The sequence below is a fragment of the Dictyobacter halimunensis genome (assembly GCF_036245075.1).
Genome location: NZ_BSRI01000001.1, coordinates 2,925,802 through 2,946,406, shown reverse-complemented (window position 1 = coordinate 2,946,406; position 20,605 = coordinate 2,925,802). Strand labels below are relative to the sequence as shown.

General features: G+C 54.7%; 21 protein-coding genes and 1 pseudogene. 13 read left to right on the top strand and 9 right to left on the bottom strand.

Annotation, left to right across the window (positions count from 1 at the left end; translation table 11 throughout):
- Positions 1–108 precede the first annotated feature (108 nt).
- The 3 genes from AABA21_RS12005 (at position 109) to AABA21_RS11995 (ending at position 2,344) form a co-directional block, all read left to right on the top strand.
- Positions 109–615: a winged helix-turn-helix domain-containing protein gene (locus AABA21_RS12005; protein ID WP_338247769.1), complete on the top strand. Its 507-nt coding sequence runs from the start codon at positions 109–111 to the stop codon at positions 613–615.
- On the top strand, positions 603–1,121 hold the full coding sequence (locus AABA21_RS12000) for an IS630 family transposase (protein WP_338251022.1): 519 nt from the start codon (positions 603–605) through the stop codon (positions 1,119–1,121). The genes AABA21_RS12005 and AABA21_RS12000 overlap by 13 nt, the downstream gene beginning before the upstream one ends.
- 347 nt (positions 1,122–1,468) lie before the next feature.
- Positions 1,469–2,344, top strand: coding sequence for a class I SAM-dependent methyltransferase (locus tag AABA21_RS11995; RefSeq protein ID WP_338250160.1), 876 nt, complete (start codon positions 1,469–1,471; stop codon positions 2,342–2,344).
- 141 nt (positions 2,345–2,485) lie between these two features.
- Here the strand turns inward: AABA21_RS11995 and AABA21_RS11990 are convergent, their stop codons facing one another.
- On the bottom strand, positions 2,486–3,427 hold the full coding sequence (locus tag AABA21_RS11990; protein WP_338250158.1) for an LLM class F420-dependent oxidoreductase: 942 nt from the start codon (positions 3,425–3,427) through the stop codon (positions 2,486–2,488).
- Positions 3,428–3,828: 401 nt separating this feature from the next.
- On the opposite strand from AABA21_RS11990, the gene AABA21_RS11985 reads away from it, so the two are divergent.
- Entirely contained in the window at positions 3,829–4,515 is a 687-nt protein-coding gene (locus AABA21_RS11985; protein WP_338250156.1) for a nucleoside deaminase, read from the top strand.
- Positions 4,516–4,532: 17 nt separating this feature from the next.
- Here AABA21_RS11985 and AABA21_RS11980 read toward each other — a convergent pair whose 3' ends face one another.
- On the bottom strand, positions 4,533–5,795 hold the full coding sequence (locus AABA21_RS11980; RefSeq protein ID WP_338250154.1) for an MFS transporter: 1,263 nt from the start codon (positions 5,793–5,795) through the stop codon (positions 4,533–4,535).
- A 45-nt stretch (positions 5,796–5,840) separates the two neighbouring features.
- Positions 5,841–6,485, bottom strand: a complete 645-nt coding sequence (locus tag AABA21_RS11975; protein WP_338250152.1) for an ArsR/SmtB family transcription factor — start codon at positions 6,483–6,485, stop codon at positions 5,841–5,843.
- Positions 6,486–7,402: 917 nt separating this feature from the next.
- Here AABA21_RS11975 and AABA21_RS11970 point away from each other — a divergent pair.
- Positions 7,403–8,275: a glycosyltransferase family 39 protein gene (locus AABA21_RS11970; RefSeq protein ID WP_420917109.1), complete on the top strand. Its 873-nt coding sequence runs from the start codon at positions 7,403–7,405 to the stop codon at positions 8,273–8,275.
- A gap of 96 nt (positions 8,276–8,371) precedes the next feature.
- Here AABA21_RS11970 and AABA21_RS11965 read toward each other — a convergent pair whose 3' ends face one another.
- The 3 genes and pseudogenes from AABA21_RS11965 to AABA21_RS11955 form a co-directional block, all read right to left on the bottom strand.
- A complete protein-coding gene (locus tag AABA21_RS11965) occupies positions 8,372–8,782 on the bottom strand; it encodes a thiamine pyrophosphate-dependent enzyme (protein WP_338250149.1) in 411 nt (136 codons plus the stop codon).
- A gap of 184 nt (positions 8,783–8,966) precedes the next feature.
- Positions 8,967–9,956, bottom strand: a pseudogene (locus AABA21_RS11960) (thiamine pyrophosphate-binding protein); the annotation flags it as partial.
- 24 nt (positions 9,957–9,980) lie between these two features.
- Positions 9,981–10,220 carry a hypothetical protein gene (locus tag AABA21_RS11955; RefSeq protein ID WP_338250147.1) on the bottom strand — a complete coding sequence of 80 codons (240 nt, stop codon included), beginning with the start codon at positions 10,218–10,220 and terminating at the stop codon, positions 9,981–9,983.
- A 206-nt stretch (positions 10,221–10,426) separates the two neighbouring features.
- Between AABA21_RS11955 and AABA21_RS11950 the strand changes: the two genes are divergently transcribed.
- The 8 genes from AABA21_RS11950 to AABA21_RS11915 all read left to right on the top strand — a co-directional run bounded on the left by AABA21_RS11950 (position 10,427) and on the right by AABA21_RS11915 (position 18,480).
- The gene (locus AABA21_RS11950) at positions 10,427–11,152 is read left to right on the top strand and encodes a response regulator transcription factor (protein ID WP_338250145.1); all 726 of its coding nucleotides are present in this window, start codon (positions 10,427–10,429) and stop codon (positions 11,150–11,152) included.
- On the top strand, positions 11,128–12,303 hold the full coding sequence (locus AABA21_RS11945) for a HAMP domain-containing sensor histidine kinase (RefSeq protein WP_338250143.1): 1,176 nt from the start codon (positions 11,128–11,130) through the stop codon (positions 12,301–12,303). The genes AABA21_RS11950 and AABA21_RS11945 overlap by 25 nt, the downstream gene beginning before the upstream one ends.
- Positions 12,304–12,428: 125 nt before the next feature.
- A complete protein-coding gene (locus AABA21_RS11940) occupies positions 12,429–13,169 on the top strand; it encodes a GntR family transcriptional regulator (protein WP_338250141.1) in 741 nt (246 codons plus the stop codon).
- Positions 13,170–13,223: 54 nt separating this feature from the next.
- Positions 13,224–14,060 carry a family 4 glycosyl hydrolase gene (locus AABA21_RS11935; RefSeq protein ID WP_338250139.1) on the top strand — a complete coding sequence of 279 codons (837 nt, stop codon included), beginning with the start codon at positions 13,224–13,226 and terminating at the stop codon, positions 14,058–14,060.
- Positions 14,048–14,521, top strand: a complete 474-nt coding sequence (locus tag AABA21_RS11930; RefSeq protein WP_338250137.1) for a family 4 glycosyl hydrolase — start codon at positions 14,048–14,050, stop codon at positions 14,519–14,521. Before AABA21_RS11935 ends, AABA21_RS11930 begins: the two co-directional genes overlap by 13 nt.
- A gap of 16 nt (positions 14,522–14,537) precedes the next feature.
- Positions 14,538–15,287 carry a 6-phosphogluconolactonase gene (locus AABA21_RS11925; protein ID WP_338250135.1) on the top strand — a complete coding sequence of 250 codons (750 nt, stop codon included), beginning with the start codon at positions 14,538–14,540 and terminating at the stop codon, positions 15,285–15,287.
- A gap of 18 nt (positions 15,288–15,305) precedes the next feature.
- Entirely contained in the window at positions 15,306–16,355 is a 1,050-nt protein-coding gene (locus tag AABA21_RS11920) for an N-acetylglucosamine kinase (RefSeq protein WP_338250132.1), read from the top strand.
- A 388-nt stretch (positions 16,356–16,743) separates the two neighbouring features.
- A complete protein-coding gene (locus AABA21_RS11915) occupies positions 16,744–18,480 on the top strand; it encodes an ArnT family glycosyltransferase (protein WP_338250129.1) in 1,737 nt (578 codons plus the stop codon).
- Here AABA21_RS11915 and AABA21_RS11910 read toward each other — a convergent pair.
- The 3 genes from AABA21_RS11910 to AABA21_RS11900 all read right to left on the bottom strand — a co-directional run bounded on the left by AABA21_RS11910 (position 18,433) and on the right by AABA21_RS11900 (position 20,469).
- Entirely contained in the window at positions 18,433–18,741 is a 309-nt protein-coding gene (locus AABA21_RS11910) for a nucleoside triphosphate pyrophosphohydrolase family protein (protein ID WP_338250127.1), read from the bottom strand. The two genes, AABA21_RS11915 and AABA21_RS11910, sit on opposite strands and share 48 nt — an antisense overlap.
- A gap of 9 nt (positions 18,742–18,750) precedes the next feature.
- Positions 18,751–19,749, bottom strand: a complete 999-nt coding sequence (locus tag AABA21_RS11905; RefSeq protein ID WP_338250124.1) for a tetratricopeptide repeat protein — start codon at positions 19,747–19,749, stop codon at positions 18,751–18,753.
- A gap of 99 nt (positions 19,750–19,848) precedes the next feature.
- A complete protein-coding gene (locus AABA21_RS11900) occupies positions 19,849–20,469 on the bottom strand; it encodes a LysE family translocator (RefSeq protein ID WP_338250122.1) in 621 nt (206 codons plus the stop codon).
- Positions 20,470–20,605 lie beyond the last annotated feature (136 nt).

Genomic DNA, 20,605 nt, shown 5'->3' with positions numbered 1-20,605 from the left:
TTTTTTTGTAATGCTAGCGCAATCACTGCGCAACAATCCGGGACCAGTCACTATTGACCTCAGCATGAGGTTCTAAAGTCGTCCATCCTCAAACCGATACAAGGAGGTATGAGCAAGAAAGAACAACATCCCAGCGATTGGCGTGAATGGCGACGACTGCGCGCTTGGCACCTGTATAAGCAGGGCTGGAGACAGAAAGACATCGCCGTTGCCCTTGGAGTAACCGAAGGAGCGGTGAGTCAGTGGATGAGCCGAGCCAGGAAAGAGGGCTCGGAGTCCTTGCGACACCAACCGCCACCCGGTCCTCAGCCCAAACTGACCGAAGAACAGCGAGCCCAGTTGCCTGATCTGTTGGCCAAGGGGGCCGAGCACTATGGGTTCCGCGGCCAAGTATGGACAACGGCCCGAGTAGCAGTGCTCATCAAGCAGCACTTTGGGGTCAGCTATCATCCTGCCCATTGCAGTCGCCTCCTGCGGAGCCTCAGGCACAGTGTCCAAAAACCGGAGGAACACGCCAGCCAACGCAATGAAGAGGCCATTAACGCCTGGACAGACGAGCGCTGGCCTGCACTTAAAAAAAAGCCGAGCACGAACAGCGGCAGATCGTCTTTGTAGACGAGTCGGGCTTCTACCTGCTGCCGATGGCAGTCCGCACGTATGCTCCGGTGGGCCAGACCCCGGTGCTGCGAGTGCCGTTGACGCGCGATCACGTCTCGGCCATCGGGGCGATCACTCCCGAGGGACGCCTCTTCATGCAATCGCAATCCCGTTCCTACAAAGGAGAAGATGTCGTCAGCTTTCTCAAGCATCTGTTGCGCCACATTCCCGGGAAGCTGTTGGTTATCTGGGACGGATCGAGCATCCATCGTTGCCAGGCTGTCAAAGACTTTTTGGCACAAGGGGCTGCGGCTCGTCTTCACTTGGAACGCTTGCCTGCCTATGCGCCCGAGTTCAATCCACAGGAAGGTGTGTGGAACTTGCTCAAACGTCGTGAGCTCAAGAATGTGTGTTGCAAGGATCCCACCGAGCTGAGTTCTGCCTTGTTGCTGGCTCTCGCCCGCCTTCGGCATCGGAAGCAGACCTTGCGTCACTGTTTCGTTCATGCTGGCTACTCACTTTAGTTTTTTATGCTGAGATCAATAACATCTTTGCAAACATCGCTTGCGTTTTAACTTAGCCAGGCACCCCCTTTCCCAAAACTTCTTAAGCAATCGCTTATAATTAATTCAATCAGTGATTGAATTAATTATAAGCGATTGCTCCTCTTCCTGTCAATGGCTATCCATAGCACCATATGCCGGGTAAATATATCGTTGCTACCTCTTAGCCATCTGGTGCCCCAACTTACTCGCGCGTACAACATGCATTAATTGACAATAGTTCATCTTTGAGCTATGCTTCTTATTGATAAACATCTTCTCTGTTTATCAATAAGAAGCATGAAAATTTTGAATGAGTGAGGTTCCTGATGGCAAAACCACCTGTGAGCAATACGGCGCTGGGAGCAGCGATATGCCGTCTAATCGAGCAGTTCCAGCCAGAGCCAACCCGGCTCTTTTATGATCCCCTGGTCAAAGATCTGCTTGCCGCCCCATTCAGCATGCTCATGCAGCTTAAAAGCATGCGCGCGTACACGATCAAACAAACCGACGCCGTCATGCCGGGCCTCTATGGTGTTCAGGTCTGCCGGACACGCTATATCGACGAGGCGGTGGAGCAGGCCCTCACTCAGGGAATTGAGCAGGTAGTAATGCTGGGCGCGGGACTGGATACCCGCCCCTATCGTCTGGCCGGAATGGAACGTGTGCGGGTATTCGAGGTTGACCTTCCAGCCGTGCAGGAACCGAAAAAGAAGCGGCTCCACAAACACTTCGGCCAGTTGCCAGCAAATGTCACCTTCGTCCCCATCGATTTTGATAAACAGAGCCTGGATGCCGCCCTCGGCTCCACAACCTTTGACCTGTTACAGCCCGCGCTATTTGTATGGGAAGGCGTAACGCAATATCTCACCGAGGAAGCAATCCATCAAACGCTCACCTTCGTCGGGAAATCGGCTCCTGGCGGCATCCTCGTGTTCACCTACGTCTTGCGCAGCCTGATCGAGCGACGTTCGAACGTGCCGGGCGCCCAGAAACTGCTGGAGAGGCTGGATAAAGGAGGCTCCCCCTGGCTCTTTGGTCTGGAGCCCTCAGACGTGGCCTCCTACCTCTCCTCCTTTCACCTGAACCTGACAGCGGACGTAGGAAACACTGACTACCAGGCAAGCTATCTCAAACCGCTGGGACGCGAGCTGGTCGTGTCCGAGTGCGAACGCATCGCGAAAGCGACGGTTATCCATCCCTGATTTATCCACTAAAGCGAAATATATTAAATACAATGAGGGACATGGATCATCCCGATTTTCAGAAAATCGGGATGATCCATGTCCCTCATTGAGTGCGTCAGGGGACTTGACATCCCCAGGCTAACGGTCCAGTATCTGTGGTTACTTGACAATAAATTCTTTGGCGAAGCGACGCAGAGGCGTCAGGTCGGTCGAGCTGGGGAAGTCGATGATGATCTCGCCAAATCCCAGCCCTTCGAGGTTGGCGATACGCTGGCGAATCGTCTCGGGGCTGCCGACCAGGGAGTTCTCGTGCAGTCCAGCGCGGGCCTTCTCTGGTACCAGAGCCATGGCCTCCGCATCACTATCAGCGATCGAGCAGAAGGCGCCGGTCGTGCAGTGGATGGTCTTGAAGTCGCGTCCAACGGTCTCGCAGTGCTGCTTCAATACGTCCATCTTATGCTGTACCGTTTTGGTGTCACCGCCAAAGTTACAGGCGTCGCCGTACTGCGCCACCAGCTTCAACGTGACCTTCTCACCGGCACCACCGATCAGGATCGGGATGTGAGGCTTCTGCACGCCCTTGGGCTGGTTGATGGCACCACGTACGTGGTAGAATTTACCCTCGAACTGCGCCTCGTCCTGCTCCCACATGGCAAGGATCACCTGCAGGGCTTCGCGCAGTTGACGCAGACGCGTCGGCGCATCCGGGAATTCGTATCCGTAAGCCAGATACTCATGCTCGTACCAGCCAGCGCCGATGCCAAAGTTCAGGCGACCATGGCTCAAGACGTCCAGCGTACTGGCCATCTTGGCCAGCAGGGCAGGATTGCGATAGCTGTTACAGGCCACGATCTGACCGATACGCACCCGTTGGGTATCGCGGGCCAGCGCGGCCAGCGACATCATACATTCAAAAGTCACTTCCTGGGTCGGCGTTGGAACGGTATGGAAGTGATCAACCAGCCAGACCGAATCAAAGCCCGTCTCATCGGCAGCCTTCGCTACATTGGTCATCGTCTCATAAGCTTCAACAGGATCGTTGATGCCAACCAGGCTCATTGTCCAACCATTGGGAAGAGAAATACCAAACTTCATGCACATCCTCTTTCACAGAGATCAGTCTCTGATCTAAATATCCATACACAACAATACATCCTTGTCCTCATAACATCCATTCCACATCTCCCGAGTCATCCCACATCCTTATAGCCCCCGCTTGATTATAGCCCATGCGCATGACGACACTCAAGGACAAAGCTGCGTTTATGCTTATTATACGGATCAAATGTGTATAAAATATACGCAATTGAAAGAACTTGAAACCTCTCTTCAGCATTTCGCTATCTTGTTGTGGAAGTATCTGTTGAGCACGCTTGTATGCAAAGAATATGAAAATCAGTATTAATAATTAAGACTATTGAAGTTCGTAGCTCCACAACTATATAATACTTAACAGCCAGCTACAGCAAGCGGCAATCACATTGATTGGTGGGACAGTGTCTATGACAGGTGAAAGCAATTTACTAGATGCGTGGAACCAACTGCCATCAGGAACCCGGATGGCCTTTGGGCAGCAGTGGATGGGCCTGGCCGCCGGCGGCCTGCCCTGTGGGTCCTCTATCCTCGATGATCAGGGGCAGGTCGTAGCTCTGGGACGCAATCATGTGTATGATCTCCCGGATAAAGCAAATACCTCCGCCACCTCTCCTCTGCAATATACACGCGTGGCGCATGCGGAAATCAATGCATTGGCATTGGTTCCATCCGATAGAGAACCTCAAAAACTCATCTTGTGGACAACACAGCATCCCTGCATTATGTGCGCCGCCGCCCTGCGGTTCATTGGCATCGGGAAGGTCTATTATATCGCGGATGACCCCTCAGATCGCTCACCATTCAGCAATATTATTGCCAGTCGTGGAAATATTACTTATAAGGCGTTGGGTGACAAGCTATGGTGGATGGTGAGCAATCTGCTCTTTCTGTATAACTCAGCCGTAGAGCGGGGGAAGGATGCCAATAACCTGCGGAAGAATCGCGATCGCTATCCGGAACTCGTTCAACTCGTCCTCCAGATAGCAAAGGATGATCCATTGGGCCAGGCGGCGCGTGCTGGAATAGAGCTACCACAGGCTCTGCTCCCCTACTATCCCACCATTCTGCAAGCAGCTTCAGAATTTGACCTGTGATAACCACCAGGAGGCACCTACTTCGAGGGCGCCTGGGGTAGATAGCGTTCGGCGCGGCCCAGAGGCGTAAATGTGAAACCGATAGGTATCAATATGACCAGCACACCGATGACGCTGTAAACCAGGGCCACGTTGTGGGTCTGGTTGATGATGGCACCACCAAGCAGGGCCCCAAGCGGGATGGCGGACCAGGCCAGGACGCCGGCAATACTCATGACGCGCGCCAGCATGTGGTTGGGAACGATGGCCTGGCGCAAACTGCCGGTGTTGATGTTGAAGAGGACGCCGCATCCCTGCGCCAGTCCGACAAATACCAGCGCCAGCCAGAACCAGGAGGTGAGGGACAGGGCGAGGATAAACAGGCCATCGCACATCAGGGCGATCAGCGCGACCCTGCTGAAAGGCCAGCGCTTACGCAATCTCCCCGCCAGCAGGGCCAGCACAACAACACCGATGCTACCCGCCGTATACAGCAATCCCACCTGGGTGTCGCTGGCGTGCAGGCGCTGCTTGGCGAACAGGACCAGCTGGGCGCCATGGGAGGCCGAGACGAAGTTCACCAGCGCCATCATGATCGAGATGTTGCGCAGCACCGGATGTTCCCAGACATAGCGTAGCCCCTCCATTACGTCGCGGAGAATGTGCCTGCGCTCCCCCTGCTCCTCTTCCCGCCGTCCATTGAAGCTGGTGGCGACCAGCGCGATGGACAGGGCCGACAACAGAAAGGATGAGGCATCAATAAAGATGAGCGTGACCAGGGGCACAAAGGCAACCAGTACGCCCGCCAGCACGGGACCCAGAATGCTGGCCGCCGAGTAGCTGGCCTGGATGCGTCCATTGGCCGATACAAGATCATCCTGATCTACCAGGCTGGGGATGGCCGCGAACTCACCGGCATCAAAGCAGATGTTCAAAGTCGATTGGACAAATCCAACACCGTAGATCCACCAGACCGAGAGGTGACCCAGAGCAGCCATCAGTGGAATCGTCGAGATCACGAGCGCGCGCGCGATGTCCACATAGATCATCATGCGCTTGCGATCCACCCGGTCCATCCACGCGCCCAGCACCAACCCGAACAGCAGATAGGGCAGCATATTGGCCGCCGAAGAGATACCCAGGCTGAGCGCCGAGCCGGAGATGGTATACACCAGCAGGGGTAGCGCGAACAGCGTCACCGAACTGCCCAGATTCGAGATCGTCTGCCCGATCCAATATTTCCAGAAGTCCCAATTGATCTGCTTCTGAGATGCTGATAATTCGTCCTGTTGAGTGCTCATCCTGGCCTCCAATGCCCTTATGCTCAGTGACAATCAATATGTCTGTTAATCCCGCATATCCGACTCTATCTCCCCATCCTGCCACTCTCCACCGGGGCGCTGCAGATAGGGTGGTGCCTGGAAATATGTGATGGATAGGCCATAGACCTGCCCATTAGGATCTGGTTCGGCGGTGGCGAACTCATAGGACAGCTCAAATAGACGCCTGTTAAACTCTTCGGCGCGCTCTGGCGACAGACGATTATGTGGAAAACCGGTCTTGCAGAATATATCGTCCCCATTAGCCGCCAGTGAATCCACCAGTTGATCGCGGGCCTGTGTCAGAAAGTTCAGTGTGCGCTCCATTCCTGAAGCCACCTCGAGCGGGAAATCAAAAATGAACAGGCGCGCCGTACGCGTATAATACTTGGCCGTGATCCCATGCACCAGGCGACGCGCCGCCACCCGGGCCAGTCCAGCCTCCTCCAACACCTGCAGATGATGCCCTACTGTTCCAGCCGGCATCTTGAGTCGCCCACCGATCTGTTTGGCCGTCAGCGGCTCATACTTGATGAGATCCAGAATACTCACCCTCGTAGTATCCCCGATGGCCTTAAACTGCTGCGCCGTATTGACCGTCAATGTAGCAGGCAACTCGGGCATCACCACCTCTCCGCTCTCTCCTATCCCTGTATCAATATGCTCTTCCACAGCTCGTTCTATCCCCAGTCTCTTCATCATACTAATTTTACCAAACGTACTAATTTTACCGTACGTCCCAAATATACCTTACGTTATCCCTGCTGTCAACCTTTGACGCAAGAGCGCTCTTTTTGTTCAGAGAGTGTCTGATTCTCATGATCATCGCCTGCAGCACGCCTGAGCTTTCACCCCTCTGGTGCTCACAAATCCATGGTGTATTGGTGCAACAGGAGCGCATTCGCGCTCCTGTTGCACCAACACAAAACCAGTGCGGGGGCGTAGCGGACGCCCGCGCGGGGGCGCTCACGTGCCCCCAGGGCGACAAGAGTCAGACACACTCTCAATAACTCATAGCAACGTATCTATATAAGAGATGTGGAAAAGGAGGAGGTAATAAAATAACGGACAGGGACGTTAAAACGTTTAAAGCTGATTTCGCTGAGATCAGTAACGCAACGTGTAGATATGTAAGAAAAGCGTGTCCCATAGTACTAATTTTTTTCTCTTTAATAAATCATGGTAAAAAATAGTGTATATTCAAAATATCTAATATATAAGATATCTTTTGCAGTAAGACCTAAATATACTTCCAAAATGCCTTAAGAAAAGGACCTTCAAAGATGTCAACGATTAAAGCAGCATGTAAGGAGGCAGCATGGGTATTTGCCTTAAGTCGTCTTGTCATAGTTGTGCTGACGTTTCTTGCAGTTTCGCTATTTCCTTTCCATGAAGCGTTTCACACCATCAACTGCTTCAGCCATACTCGGGACTGTGTGCTTGCATGGATGCGATTTGATGTATTCTCATACATCGATATAGCACGCCGGGGATATACCACTGCAAGAGCTACCGCTTTTTTCCCACTCTTTCCCGCGTTATTACGGTTTCCAGGTAGATTGCTTGGTGGTTCAGACGCTGACTACTATATGGCTGGGATCATTATTTCAAATGTGTTCTTTTTCCTGGCCCTTGTCTTTCTGTATTTACTGGTGGATGAGCTCTTTGATGCCTCCATCGCGCGCATGTCAATCTTTTATCTGGCTTTCGCGCCATATGCACTCTTTTTCTTTATTGGCTATACAGAGGCCCTCTTTCTATTTCTTTGCATTCTGGTATTCTTCTGCCTGCAAAAAGCCATCAAGACCCGCAGGCTTATTTACTGGTTACTGGCCGGCATTGGCGGACTTTTCGCGGCACTCTCACGCTCACAGGGCGTCCTGCTGGCAGTTCCATTCCTGGTCGTGTTTATACAGCAGTATTTTAGCAGGCAAAATTTTTCCACAACGACATGGCGGCAAAAGATACTGGCGTTCATCCCTATTGTCCTCATCCCTCTGGGAGTTGGCATATATATGCTCTATCTCTGGCATACCAAAGGTGATCCGCTGCTTTTTAGCAAAGCAGAGGCACTTGGTTGGGGAAGAAAATTGACGCCACCCTGGATATCGGTTGCCAACGCGATAAAGGCAGCGCTCCTACCTGATATGCTACAGATACAGAATATATTAAACCTCGCCAGCCTTGCCGGTGCGATTATTGCCCTTATGATGGGATGGAGACGCTTACCATTGCACTACACCATTTTCGCGGCACTGCTTATCATATTTCCCTTACTCTATCCTTTAGGGAAAGCCGATGGGCTCACCGCGCTCCCTCGCTATATGCTCATCATCTTCCCCATCGCGATTATCTTTGCCAGCTATAAAGGACCACGCTTTGAGAAGGTACTCCTGGCACTAACCTTCCCCATCTTTACCGTGACCATCCTTCTTTTTATCAGCCATTACTGGGTTGCATAACATATCATAAAGGAGTTCTTCGATTAATGAGTGATCCCGGATTTTTGAAAAATCCGGGATCACTCATAACTCCATCGTTTCCTCTGCCAGGAAAAATCAGAGCAAGGATGATTGCTTTTGTTCGATCAGCACCTCCAGGACGGTGGGTCCTTTGGCTTGCAGATGCTGCTGGATGGCGGGCACCAGGTCCTGTGGCTGCTCGATGCGCTTGGCTTCACAGCCAAAGCCACGGGCGATCTGCAAAATATCGAGACCAGGCAGGTCCAGGCCGGGAATCTTTTCGCCAACCTGTTCGAAACGGGCAAAGGCTTTGAGGATGGCGTACGTTTCGTTGCGCAGGATGACGAAGAGGACCGGCAGTTGCAGTTGCGCGGCGGTCCACAGGGACTGGATCGAGTACATGCTGGAGCCATCTCCGACCACGCAGGCCACCGATCGATCGGGCAGGGCCAGCTTGACGCCGACGGCGGCTGGCATGGCGTAGCCTAGTCCCCCGCTGGCGGTCATGTAGAAGCTGCCAGGGTGGCTGGCTTTGACGTAGCGGCGCAGGATGCCTGCGGTGGAGGGGGATTCGTCGAGCACGACGGTGTCCGCGGGCAGATGCTGTCCAAGGGTATGCATGAGGAAGGTTGGAGAGAGGGGGAGCGCGGGCCTCGGGTACCTCGGGCGCACGGCGCGGCTCTGGCTTCGCTCGCTCCGTGTGCGGCAACTGAGACAACAGCTGCTCAATCGTCAGGGCAATGTGCCCTACTACGCTGCGCCCTACCTGGATGCGGGCAGCCTCATCGGGATCATTGCTGATGTGGATAACATTGGTGCCTTCTTTGACGATGGGTCCCGGTACATGGGGATAGTAGTGGAAGACGGGCCCTCCCACGACCAGCACGGTATCATAGCTGGCCAGCTTCTCGGCCAGCAATTTGGCGGCCGGTGGCAGATCCCCCTGAAATAAGGGATGCGTATCGGGAAAGCCAACGCGGGCTGACAGCGGGGCGCGCCAGACAGCAGCGTTGGTGCGCTCGGCCAGCTCGATCATCTGCTGCCAGGCGCCATCGCGGTCGGCGTCGGCCCCAACAACCATGGCCAGCTTCTGACTATCCTGCAGTTGTCTCGCCACCTCCTGCAGCGCGATCGGATCGGGCGCGATGCGCCACGCAACCTCGTGCAGGGCCAGCGGCTCAACCTCAACGTCCCAGTCATCCATCGGAATGGAGAGGAAGACGGGACCACGCGGCTGCTGGGTAGCCATGTGATAGGCCCGTACGATGGCCGCCGGCACATCCTGCGCCCGCGCCGGCTCATAGCTCCACTTCACATATGGTTTGGGTAGTTCAACAGCATCACGGGCAAAGAGCAGGGGCTCCAGGGCCATCATGGCACGCGTCTGCTGACCGGCAGTAATGATCAGGGGGCTGTGATTATAGAACGCGGTCACGATATTGCCCATGGCGTTACCCACGCCGGGCGAGGTATGCAGATTGACCAGTGCCGCCTGTCCGCTGGCCTGGGCATAACCATCAGCCATGCCCAACACCGACGCCTCCTGCAGGCCCAGCACATAGCGAAAGTCATCTGGATAATCGCGCAGAAACGGCAGCTCGGTTGAACCAGGATTACCAAAAATCGTCGTCAGACCGAGCAAGCGTAATAAACGAAAGGTCTCTTCACGCACTGTCGCCATAAAATGTCCCTTTCCGGCTAAAGATCATTCTCTACTCATTTTTATTCTACCCCATAGGCTAATAATAATGATGGCGCCGGCGATCACACCAGCCGCCGGCGGTAGAAAGACCTCAGCAAAACCGAGGCAGGTGCGACCAACATTCTCTTTCCAGCTCGACTGCAGCAGCGCGAAGAGCACACAAGCCAGCATCAATGCGACAGGCGCGAGTAACAATGGCTTCCAATGAAGCTTCCATTCGTAATATAATTGATCAACGAACACGTATTTCTCCATAAACTTATATGCAGCAGTATCATCTTGTCATGACCGTCTTTAGCTTAATTTGGAATTCTCAACGAAAACTAAACCAGAGAGAGATTTAGACTTCTCTATAGAAGAGTTTTGGGTTTGTTTATTTTTTATGGCTATGATGGCTTTTGTTGGAGAGATATAAGCCTTTTACAGCAGGGCCATTAGAAAGGTTTAAGATGGTGGCGGTTCCTCAAAGAGCGACAGGTGGCACGATCCTTGTGATCGATGATGAAGATGAGATCATTCAATTTGTGCAGGATGTCCTGGAAGACGAAGGCTATCGCGTTTATGCTGCCTGCGATGGTAAGCAAGCCCTACAACTGGCCCGCGCCTATACGCCAGACCTGATTATACTCGATGTTATGCTACCTGGTAGCGATGGCTTCACGGTCTGCCGACAGTTGCGCGAGGAATGGGACATCCCGATACTCTTTCTCAGTGCCAAACAAAGCGATGTAGATAAGCTCCAGGGATTCAGCGCTGGAGCCGATGATTATGTGATGAAGCCGTTCAGCATGCAGGAACTGGTCGCGCGCGTCGAGGCGCATCTGCGCCGGCAGCGCCGCAACCAGCAAAAGGCGCAAACCACCAGGCTGCTACGCTATGGACAACTGGTCCTCGATCTGGGCGCCTACGAGGCGCGCTATGCGGGAACGCCGCTGCCGCTGACGCGCAAGGAGTTTGAACTGATGCAGTTGCTGATCCTGCATCCACATCAGGTGTTTTCACGCGACCTCCTCTATGAGCGCATCTGGGGCCTGGACGCCCTGGGCAATACTGATACCGTCACAGAGCATATCAAGCGCCTGCGCAGAAAGCTGGCCCAGTGTGATCCGCACACAGAGTATATCGGTACGGTATGGGGAGTAGGATACAAATGGAAACTCAACACATCGGTATGACAAAATGCGTGAGCCGTTCGCGACGCTCTGGCTTCAGGCACCTGTTTATCGGCTATTTCCTGGGCGTTTTAACCATCACTTTTCTGATCACCGCCGCGCTTGAGGTGCTGGGCATCCTCTTGATCGCCCTGGGTGTTCAGTATACGTCGATCTTTACCCATAATCGGTTCCTGCAATATCTCGTTATGCTGGCGCTCATTGCGCTGCCTTTTATCATCTTATTGGGCGCGTGCCTGTTCTTTACCCGACGCATTGAGCGCAAGATTAGCCAGCCGGTTGAAGAGCTGATGGCGGCCGTAGAGAAGATCTGCCAGCAGGATTTGAATTTCTCGATTCGCTATCGGGCGCCCAATCAGCTAGGAGATCTCTGCTACGCTTTCAATGAGCTGCGCGACGCCTTGCAGGCCTCTTTAGAGCGCGAGTGGCGCAAGCAGGAAGAGACGCGCACGATGGTGGCGGCCCTCTCGCATGATCTGCGCACCCCGGTTACTATTATTCAGGGCCATATCGAGAGTCTGGCACGCGCAGATAGCATAGAGAAGCGCCTGCAGCGCCTGCAACGCTATCTGCCGGTGCTGGAAGCCAACAGCCAGCACATGACCCACCTGCTCAATGACATCCTGCTGATCTCCGCATTGGAAGATGCCCATTTTACGATCCAGCCAGTCCAGGTACAGCTCGCGGAGGAACTCGCCCACAAATCCCAGGTGTATGCACTGCATGCCTCTATCCATGAAATCACGTTCACATATGGATACCAGCCAACGGGCAATCAAGATCCCCCCGTCGTTGTTGACTTCAATCGCCTTGAACAGGTGCTCGATAACCTCTTTGAAAACGCGCTCCACCACACATCCGCGCACGGCACAATCCGCCTGACCGGCCGGCAAACACGCGATCAGCTCTCACTCGTCCTGAGGGATAGCGGCAGCGGTATCGCGCAGGAGGATCTTCCGCATGTATTTGAGAAATTCTATCAAAGCCAGGGGCAAAAAAGACATAAGGAAACCGGGCTCGGCCTCTATACCAGTAAGCTGCTGATCGAGAAGTTGAGGGGTACCATCATGATCCAGAACCATGCCTGCGGCGGCTGCGAAGTTCGTATCGAGCTACCAATCAGCGCGGTACCTGGGGAGCATACCACCGCATAATCTACTCACACGTCAATACTCACTATTTCCCGCCATCCCCCCTTGACAGCGCGCCTTAATCAGGATATGGTAGGCAGACAACTGGTTATGACCAGCTATAATAGGAGCAGTGGAGGCAGAGCGCCATGATTTCACGACAGTCTGCAACGCCGCTCTATCAGCAGATAGAGCAATACATCGTGCATGAAATTACAGCGGGTACGCTGGCAGCTCACAGCCGTCTGTCTTCTGAGCGCGAGATGATGAAGCAATGGGAAGTGAGCCGGATTACGGTCCGCCAGGCTTTAAATGACCTGGTCTTGCGCGGGTACCTTTATAGTGTTCCCGGCAAGGGATTCTTTGTCGCCAGTAAGCAGGAGCAACCAAACGAGTTCGCGGCGCTGCTCAGCTTTTCAGAGGTTGCCCACGCGCACAAACAGGTCCCCAATAGCCGCGTGCTAAAAGCTCATGTGATTCCGGCGCCAGCGTCTCTGGCCCATCAGCTACAAGTACCTCCTGGCACCGAGATAGTCGAACTGGAACGCCTGCGCTACCTGGATGGACAACCGGTAGGCATCCAATCCAACTGGCTGCCGCATTCGCTGTGTCGTGAAATCCTGAACAATGACTTTAGTACAGCTTCACTCTATAGCCTATTGCGGGAGCAGTATGGGTATCAACTAACACAGGGACGCATGACGATCAGCGCGCGCCTGGCGACCGAGCAAGAGGCGGACCTCCTGGCCCTACCACGACCAGGAGTAGTGCTGACGGTTGATCAGATTACCTATAATGATCAGCAGCTTCCTCTTGAGGTCTCGCTGGGTCTGTTCCATCCTCAACGCTATCCGTTGAGCGTGATCCAGGGTCAGCAGAGCAGGCTCTAACATCCATCAGTCTGATTCAGTATTACAGATAGAGAACAGCGAGGAGACAAAAACGTGGCACGTATTAAGCTAGCCTACATCGGTGGCGGCAGTACACGCGGAGCCGGTACGATGGCTTCATTTATTCACCAGGGCGAAAATTTTGTGGGCTCTGAGGTCGTTCTGATCGACCTGGACGAGGAGCGCCTGCAGATCGTCAAGACGATCGCCCAGAATATGGCCCGGGCACGGGGATTAGATATCAAGATTACGGCCACAACCGATCGGCGCGCGGGTCTGCAGGACTGCGACGCGGTCCTGAGCAGCTACCGTCCCGGTGGCTTCGAGGCCCGCTATCTCGATGAGAGTATCCCTCTCAAACACGGGGTCATCGGACAGGAGACACAGGGGCCGGGCGGCTTCTTCATGGCGCTGCGCACCATTCATGTCATGAAAGAGATCATCCGCGACATGGAGGAGATCTGCCCGCGCGCACGCCTGTTCAACTATACCAATCCCATTAACCTGGTCTCCGAGGCCGTCACCCATCATTCAGAGATAGAGACCTATTCTTTCTGTGAAGGCCCCATTATTTTTAATGAACACTACGCACGCCTGGCAGGCGTGGATCCACAGAAGCTGGATGCGGTATCGATCGGCTTAAATCATGGTTCCTGGTCGATTCGTCATCAGTATGAGGGGCAGGACTTTATTCCAATTCTACAGGCAGCATATGAACGTATGCGTACAGATCCGAGCGTCTCACACGCGACGCTGCGCCTGGTGGAACTGGCCTGCACCATGGAGTCGCTCCCCAATGAATATTTCCAGTATTACTATTTCAAGGATGAGATTCTGGCCGAGCTACAAAAAAACCGACCACGCGCTCCCAGGATATCATGGCTCAGGTAGGAGATTACTGGCAGCATTATCGCGAGCAGGCTCAGAGCGATGAGCCCGAGTTGGACCCTCAGCGTTCACGCGGCGGCATTCACGAATTGGAACTGGCTATCGATGTCATGGATGCGATCTATAACGATCGCAAGGAGATCTGGTACGTCAATATGCCCAATCGGGGCGCGCTGGCCGATTTTCCGTCCGATCTGGTGGTTGAGATGCCGGGCTTCGTGGATCAAAGCGGGATTACGCCCCTGGTCCAGGGACACCTGCCCCGCCAGGTGCGGGGACTGGTCGAGATGCTGGGCGAATACCAGGCGCTGGCAGCCGAGGCGGCATGGAGCGGGAATCGCAAGCAGGCGATTCAGGCCCTGGCCAGCAATCCCCTGGTCTTATCGACACAGAAGGCGACCGCTATTTATGACGAGATGGCGCACGCCCTGCGCGCCTATCTCCCTGACCGCCTTTTACAGTAAGGAGGCTCTCTGACCAATGCGACTGATTGTGACAGATGATCATGCCGAGATGAGTCGGACCGCCGCCCAGTTGATGGCGGCGCAGATCCAGGCCAATCCGACGACGGCCGCAGTGGTGGCCACCGGCAATACCCCACAACAGGCCTACCAGGAACTGGCGCGCCTTGTACGACAGGGGCAACTGGATGTATCGCGGCTGCGTCCCTTCCAGCTCGATGAGTACCTGCATGTGCCGGAAAGCGATCCCCGCTCCCTCTTCAGCTGGAGTAAACGCGCCTTTCTTGATCCTCTCCAGCTGCCCTTAGAACGCTTAGTGCGTTTACGAGGAGACGGTGCGGACAGCGCGGACGCTTGCGCCAGCTATGACCGTGAGGTTGAGGCGGCTGGCGGCTTCGACCTGGCTATCCTCGGCCTGGGTCCCAACGGGCACCTGGGCTTTAATGAGCCTCCATCCGAGCCGGACGCGCCAACACGGCAGGTTGCGCTGACCCCAACTTCGCTGGCCAGTAATGCCAGCTATTGGGGCGAGCTGGAAGTGCCCACGCAGGCATTGACCTGCGGTATGCGCCATCTGCTGGCCGCCCGCCATGTCTTGCTTCTCGTTTCGGGAGCCCACAAACGCGATATTCTGTGGCAGACGATCAATGGCCCGGTGACTCCGGCGGTACCATCTTCGTACCTGCAGCAGCTGCCTGACGCGGTAGTGATCGCCGATCGAGCTGCCTGGCCGTATTTAACAGGTCCGGGCGAGACCCCAACAGAATGAGAAGATAGGAGAATGCGAATGCCGTATATTCTGGGGGTTGATGGAGGCAATACCAAGACCATTGCGCTGGTCGCCAGCCTGGATGGCACCATAATTGGGGCCGGGCGTGGCGGCTTTGGCGATATTTACAATAGCTTCGGGGCCAGCACGCGTGGCTTGACATCGGAGCAGGCGGCCATCGTCAACATTGAGCACGCGGTCAAGCAGGCGCTCCAGCAGGCTCAGGTAGCACCAGATGAACTGGTGGCAGCGGTCTTTAATCTATCGGGGGCCGACTGGCCCGAAGACTTTGAGCTGCTGCATGCCGAGATGCAGGCACGCCACTTTGGGCAGACGATCGTGATCCAGAATGATGCGCTCGGTATCCTGCACGCGGGCTCGCTGGAGAATATCGGGGTATCGGTAGTCTGCGGTACCGGCGCCACAACCGGTGCTCGTGGACCCGACGGCACCATCTGGCACGCCAGTTTCTGGCAGGGACCCCAGGGTGGCGTCGAGCTAGGGGCAAAGGCGCTAAATACGGTCGTGCGGGCGGATCTGGGCCTGGAGGAGCCCACCAACCTGACAGAACGGGTGCTCAAATTCTTTGGCATGGGTAGCGTTGAGCAGATACTACATTATCTGACCAACCGCGATGCGAAAAACCACGGCGCGCCACGCATCGATAGCCTGACGCCGATTCTCTTTGATGAGGCCGATGCTGGAGACGCTGTTGCCCGGCGTGTGATTCAACAGCACGGGCAGGCCCTGGGTGATTACGCCATCGTGGGCGCGCGCAAGGTGGGCATCGAACATAGCGCCTATCCCCTGGTGCTGGCCGGTGGGGTACTGCGCCATAGCTCGCCGCTGCTGGCGGACGCCATCATTAAGCGTGTGCGCCAGGCTTCACCCGATGTACAGCCGACCCGCGCTTACTATGAGCCCATCATTGGCGTCCTCTTCGGAGCCCTGGATATCAGCGGCACACCCATTACCGCCGCGATCCGCGCTCAGTTGCTCGCGACCCAGCCCGACTCCGCACTATTTGACACCATCACACGTAGCCCGCTCCATCCAGATCACCCTTAGCATTTTCAGTACCTCTGCCTCCAGGAGATGCATACACTGCACCCGTATGCGACTCCTGGTGCCTCCCAGGCTGCCTTACACAGCCCTAATGCCTGCAAGATTTTCAATTCGCCCTGATGTCAGGCAACATTTGAGCAGTTTAAGTATACAGCTATCCGGCAGAGATAGCTGCTTCATTCACAGCTATCCCAATGTTGACGTTCCCATTAAAAATTCTTCCTTCACGCTCGCAACACATGTATTATTTTTATGCACTTGCTATTACATACTATTTTTCTTTATAATATTGATGCTATTCACATCAATTCACATCAATATTTCCAAGTTTTGCTCATATACCATATTTTTGACTATATATCCTTTGTTTATCGTGTCAAAGGTCAATATAATGGTAAAAAAATTTTGTGCTGGCTATAAATTTGAGCTGTGCGCGGGGCTGCTGATTATCTGCGCCAGCGTATTGCGTCTCTTTCTCGCCTACAACAATTGGCCTCAGTTGAATGCAGATGAAGGTGTGATGGGTATTATGGCCCGGCACATTCAGACAGGAGATCTCCCCATTTTTTTCTACGGGCAACACTATATGGGAGCACTTGAGGCCTACCTTGGCGCCGGACTCTTCCGTTATTTTGGTAGTTCCACCTTCTCTCTTCGGCTCGGTTTGATCCTGCTATTTGCCATCTTTCTGGCCTGCCTCTATATGTTGACCGCTCGCCTGTATACGCGGCGTTTTGCCCTCTTCATCCTCCTGCTGTTAGGACTTGGCTCCAACACGGTATTCTCGCGACAGTTGAATGCGATTGGAGGCTACATAGAGATTCTCTTATGTAGCACGCTTTCTTTTCTCCTCGCGCAACAGCTCGCTCTTTCTATAATTAGATCGAGCGCTTCTACCATATGGAGAAAGGGGGGATATCTCCTGTGGGGCTGTATCGTTGGGATCGGGATCTGGAGCGATCTGCTGATCTTGCCAGTCGTTGCGTGTTCCGCGCTGCTCCTGCTGTACTTTTGTTGGGCAGAATTGAAACGGGGGCATGTTCTCCTGGTGCTGCTGGGGCTCATCATCGGAGCACTGCCGCTAATCCTCTATAACCTGCACGCGGCACCGAGCCAGGATTCCTGGTCCGTCCTGATCGGGATGCAGGGGGCGCCCACATGGTCGGCCAATACCATGCTGCAACAGATCAGTTACACCATACTGTACAGCCTGCCAGCGATTACGGGCAATCCTTTCTGCCATACCGATGACCTGCCGGGTCTGAAGGTTCTGGGATTTGAGCCCGTACAGTCGATGGACCCCACTTGTATCGTTGTCAGGGCAGGCTGGTCATGCATCTACCTGGTATTATTGCTGTACGCGACCATCCTGCTGGGATGCCAGGTGTGGAGACATTTTTCCGCCCGACAACAGCGTAAGAAAGCGGGGGATGAGACACTCTCAGACGGTCTCATTCGCTCCTGCACTGCCCTGGCCATCACGCTGCAGGCAGTGTTAACTCTGTATTCGTTTACGCGTAGCCATGCTCCTCTCGATGGAGCCTCGGTCTACGCCCGCTACCTGATCTGCCTCTGGATCGCGCTTCCCATCTTGCTCTGGCCCTTGTGGGATTTCGTGTCTAAACGCCTGATTATACATAAGGTGAAAGACCTCCGTGTCATGTTGATCATCGGACTGGTGCTGGTCATGATTATCAGTCTGAGCTATGGCACGTACGAGACACTGAGCGAGGTGCCGCAAGCCCGGGCCGCCCACCAGCAGGAAGAGGCACTGATCACCGCCCTCTCCCAACACCACATCACCCACGTCTACACCGATTACTGGACCTGCTACCGCCTGGCATTCCAGAGCGCAGAGCGCATCACCTGCGGTGTAATCACAGATGATTGCTCATTTCAGCCCGATAAGCACAATAGATATCAGCCGTATTTTGATATGACCCGGCAGGATGCGCACGCGGCTTATCTATTACCGCCGGATACCTCATGCGCACCCGATCTCCAGCAACAAGGACTATGTTCCCACTTCACAGTCGGCGCTTACGCCGTTTTCGACGCGGAGCAAATATGCACTCAATCGCTAGCTTTTAAGCCTGCTCAACCATTTATCGGAAACCTCTTTTTCTAGATCGATGCCACTCGCCCTGGCTAATAAGAGTATCTGGCAAAAGACGTCGGCAACCTCGGCATTGAACTCGGCTTGAATTTCTTCCGGGGACTTGCCTTTTGTACGTGCTCTTCCTGACAACATCAGGTAGGATTGGGTGAGCTCTCCGACCTCTTCCTGTAGCTTGAGCACGAACCAGGTAGCGTCACGCTCGATATTGAATCTCTCGGCATACCGCTGTGAAACCTGCTCGACACCTTCCGCTATCTCGCTCAGCTCCATCTATCGCTCCTACTCATTCGCGCTCAACTGGTTATCCGCACCGCCTGGAAGATGTTGCAGCGCGTCGCTGGCACGCTGAATGGCGTAGCCGAGTCCGATCGTTTGCGCCAGCGCGTGGGCCTGCTCATAATAGTCACGGGCCTGCTGCGTCTCTCCACGCGCCTGGCAGATGCTGCCACTGCTAAAGAGAGCAAAGATCTGGGCCCTTTTGACATCCAGGCGCCCCGCCAGCTCAAGAGCCTGCCGGGCATGCTCGCTGGCACGATCTAGCTCTTTCTGTTCCAGATAGACATCGGCCAGGGTCACATGGGCGAAGGGCAGGTACATCTGCATCCCGCACATCTCGGCCATGCGCAATGACTCGCTGAAATAGCGTTGGGCTTCTGATAGATTGCCCTCTCGTTGGGCGTGAAATCCAAGATGACGCAGCGCCTCCGCCGCCTCCCTTGCGTAGTTGTATTGTTGTGCCAGATGCAGCGACTGCGTGTAGTACTCGTGTGCCTGCTCAGGCTGATCAATAATATCTTCAATCAGGCCCAGATGGAAGAGGCTCTCGCTGATGCCGCGCTGATCCTGCAGATCGCGCCTGCGCTCCAGGGCTTCCTGAAAATATCCCTGTAACAGCGAGGGATCGCCCTCGTGCCGGTTCGAGGCCGCCGTGTAGCCGGCGAAGCCGATGCTATCCACGGCATCGGCGATAAGTCGCGGGTCGTCCGCCTGCTTCGCGAGCCGCCTTGCCTGCTGCAACAGCTCGATCGCATCATCCTCGGGCGCGTTCTCAAATTGTGTCTTGAGGGTCAGCATACGTCCATAGCACAGCAGGAACCGCGCGCGGGCGGCCGTGGGCACCTCTGGTAGCTCAAGTAGCGACTGACCGGCCCGCAATGTATGCAGCGCCTGCTCCAACCGGCCAACCGTAAAATAGGAGGTCACAATGTACTCCATCGTCTCCAGCACTGCATCAAACTGCTCCGGCAAGGCTCGCGCCCCCTGATGTTGTTGCGTCATATACCCTTTCCTTCTCTTTTCAGCATTTCTGAAATAGAGTATAACAGATGCCGCCGCTGGCCATACCCTACTTCAGAAATCCACCCCGCCAACTGGCGGCTACCTATAGAGGCTGATCAGCGCGACCACGCCAAAGATGGTAATTACCAGGCCCGAGAGACGATTGATCCACAGCAGCCAGCGCGCGTTGAAACGTCCTCGCACCAGACTGATGCCACCGGTCAGGAACAGCCACCACAGTGCTGAACCAAGGAAGACGCCCAGGACAACGAGCAGGGCGCTCACAAAATTGCTGTTCCCACTCCCCACCCCCAGACCGGCAAAGATGGCGGCAAAGGATAAGATGGTCATCGGATTAGTCAGGGTCAGCAGGAAGGTTGAGAGATAGGCCCCCGCCCAGCCACCGACGCTAGCGATGCTGGCAGCCCATTCCGCTGGCCTGGTGAGTAGCGTCTTGATGCCAAGATAGACGAGAAACAGGCCGCCAACCAGGCGCACCCAACCCTGCTGGTGTACCAGGAAACTGGCAATGACGGTCAGCCCGAAGCCCGCGATACAACCATACAACCCATCGGCGCTGGCCACGCCCAATCCCGAGATCAGCCCGTAACGAAATCCCCTGTGCAGCGTGCGTTGCATACACAGTACGCTCATCGGCCCCACCACAGCGGCAACCGATAGGCCAATCAACAGGCCACGCAACAGAAAACTGAAATCCATCTCCACTCCTTAAATCAGGAACGACCCGCTCTCATACACACAAAAAGAAGCCGCCAGACCTGCGCGGGAGGTCTGGCGGCTTCTTTTCTATCTGCTTCTTTGTACTCTCTAACGATCAGGAAATGAAGAGCATGCG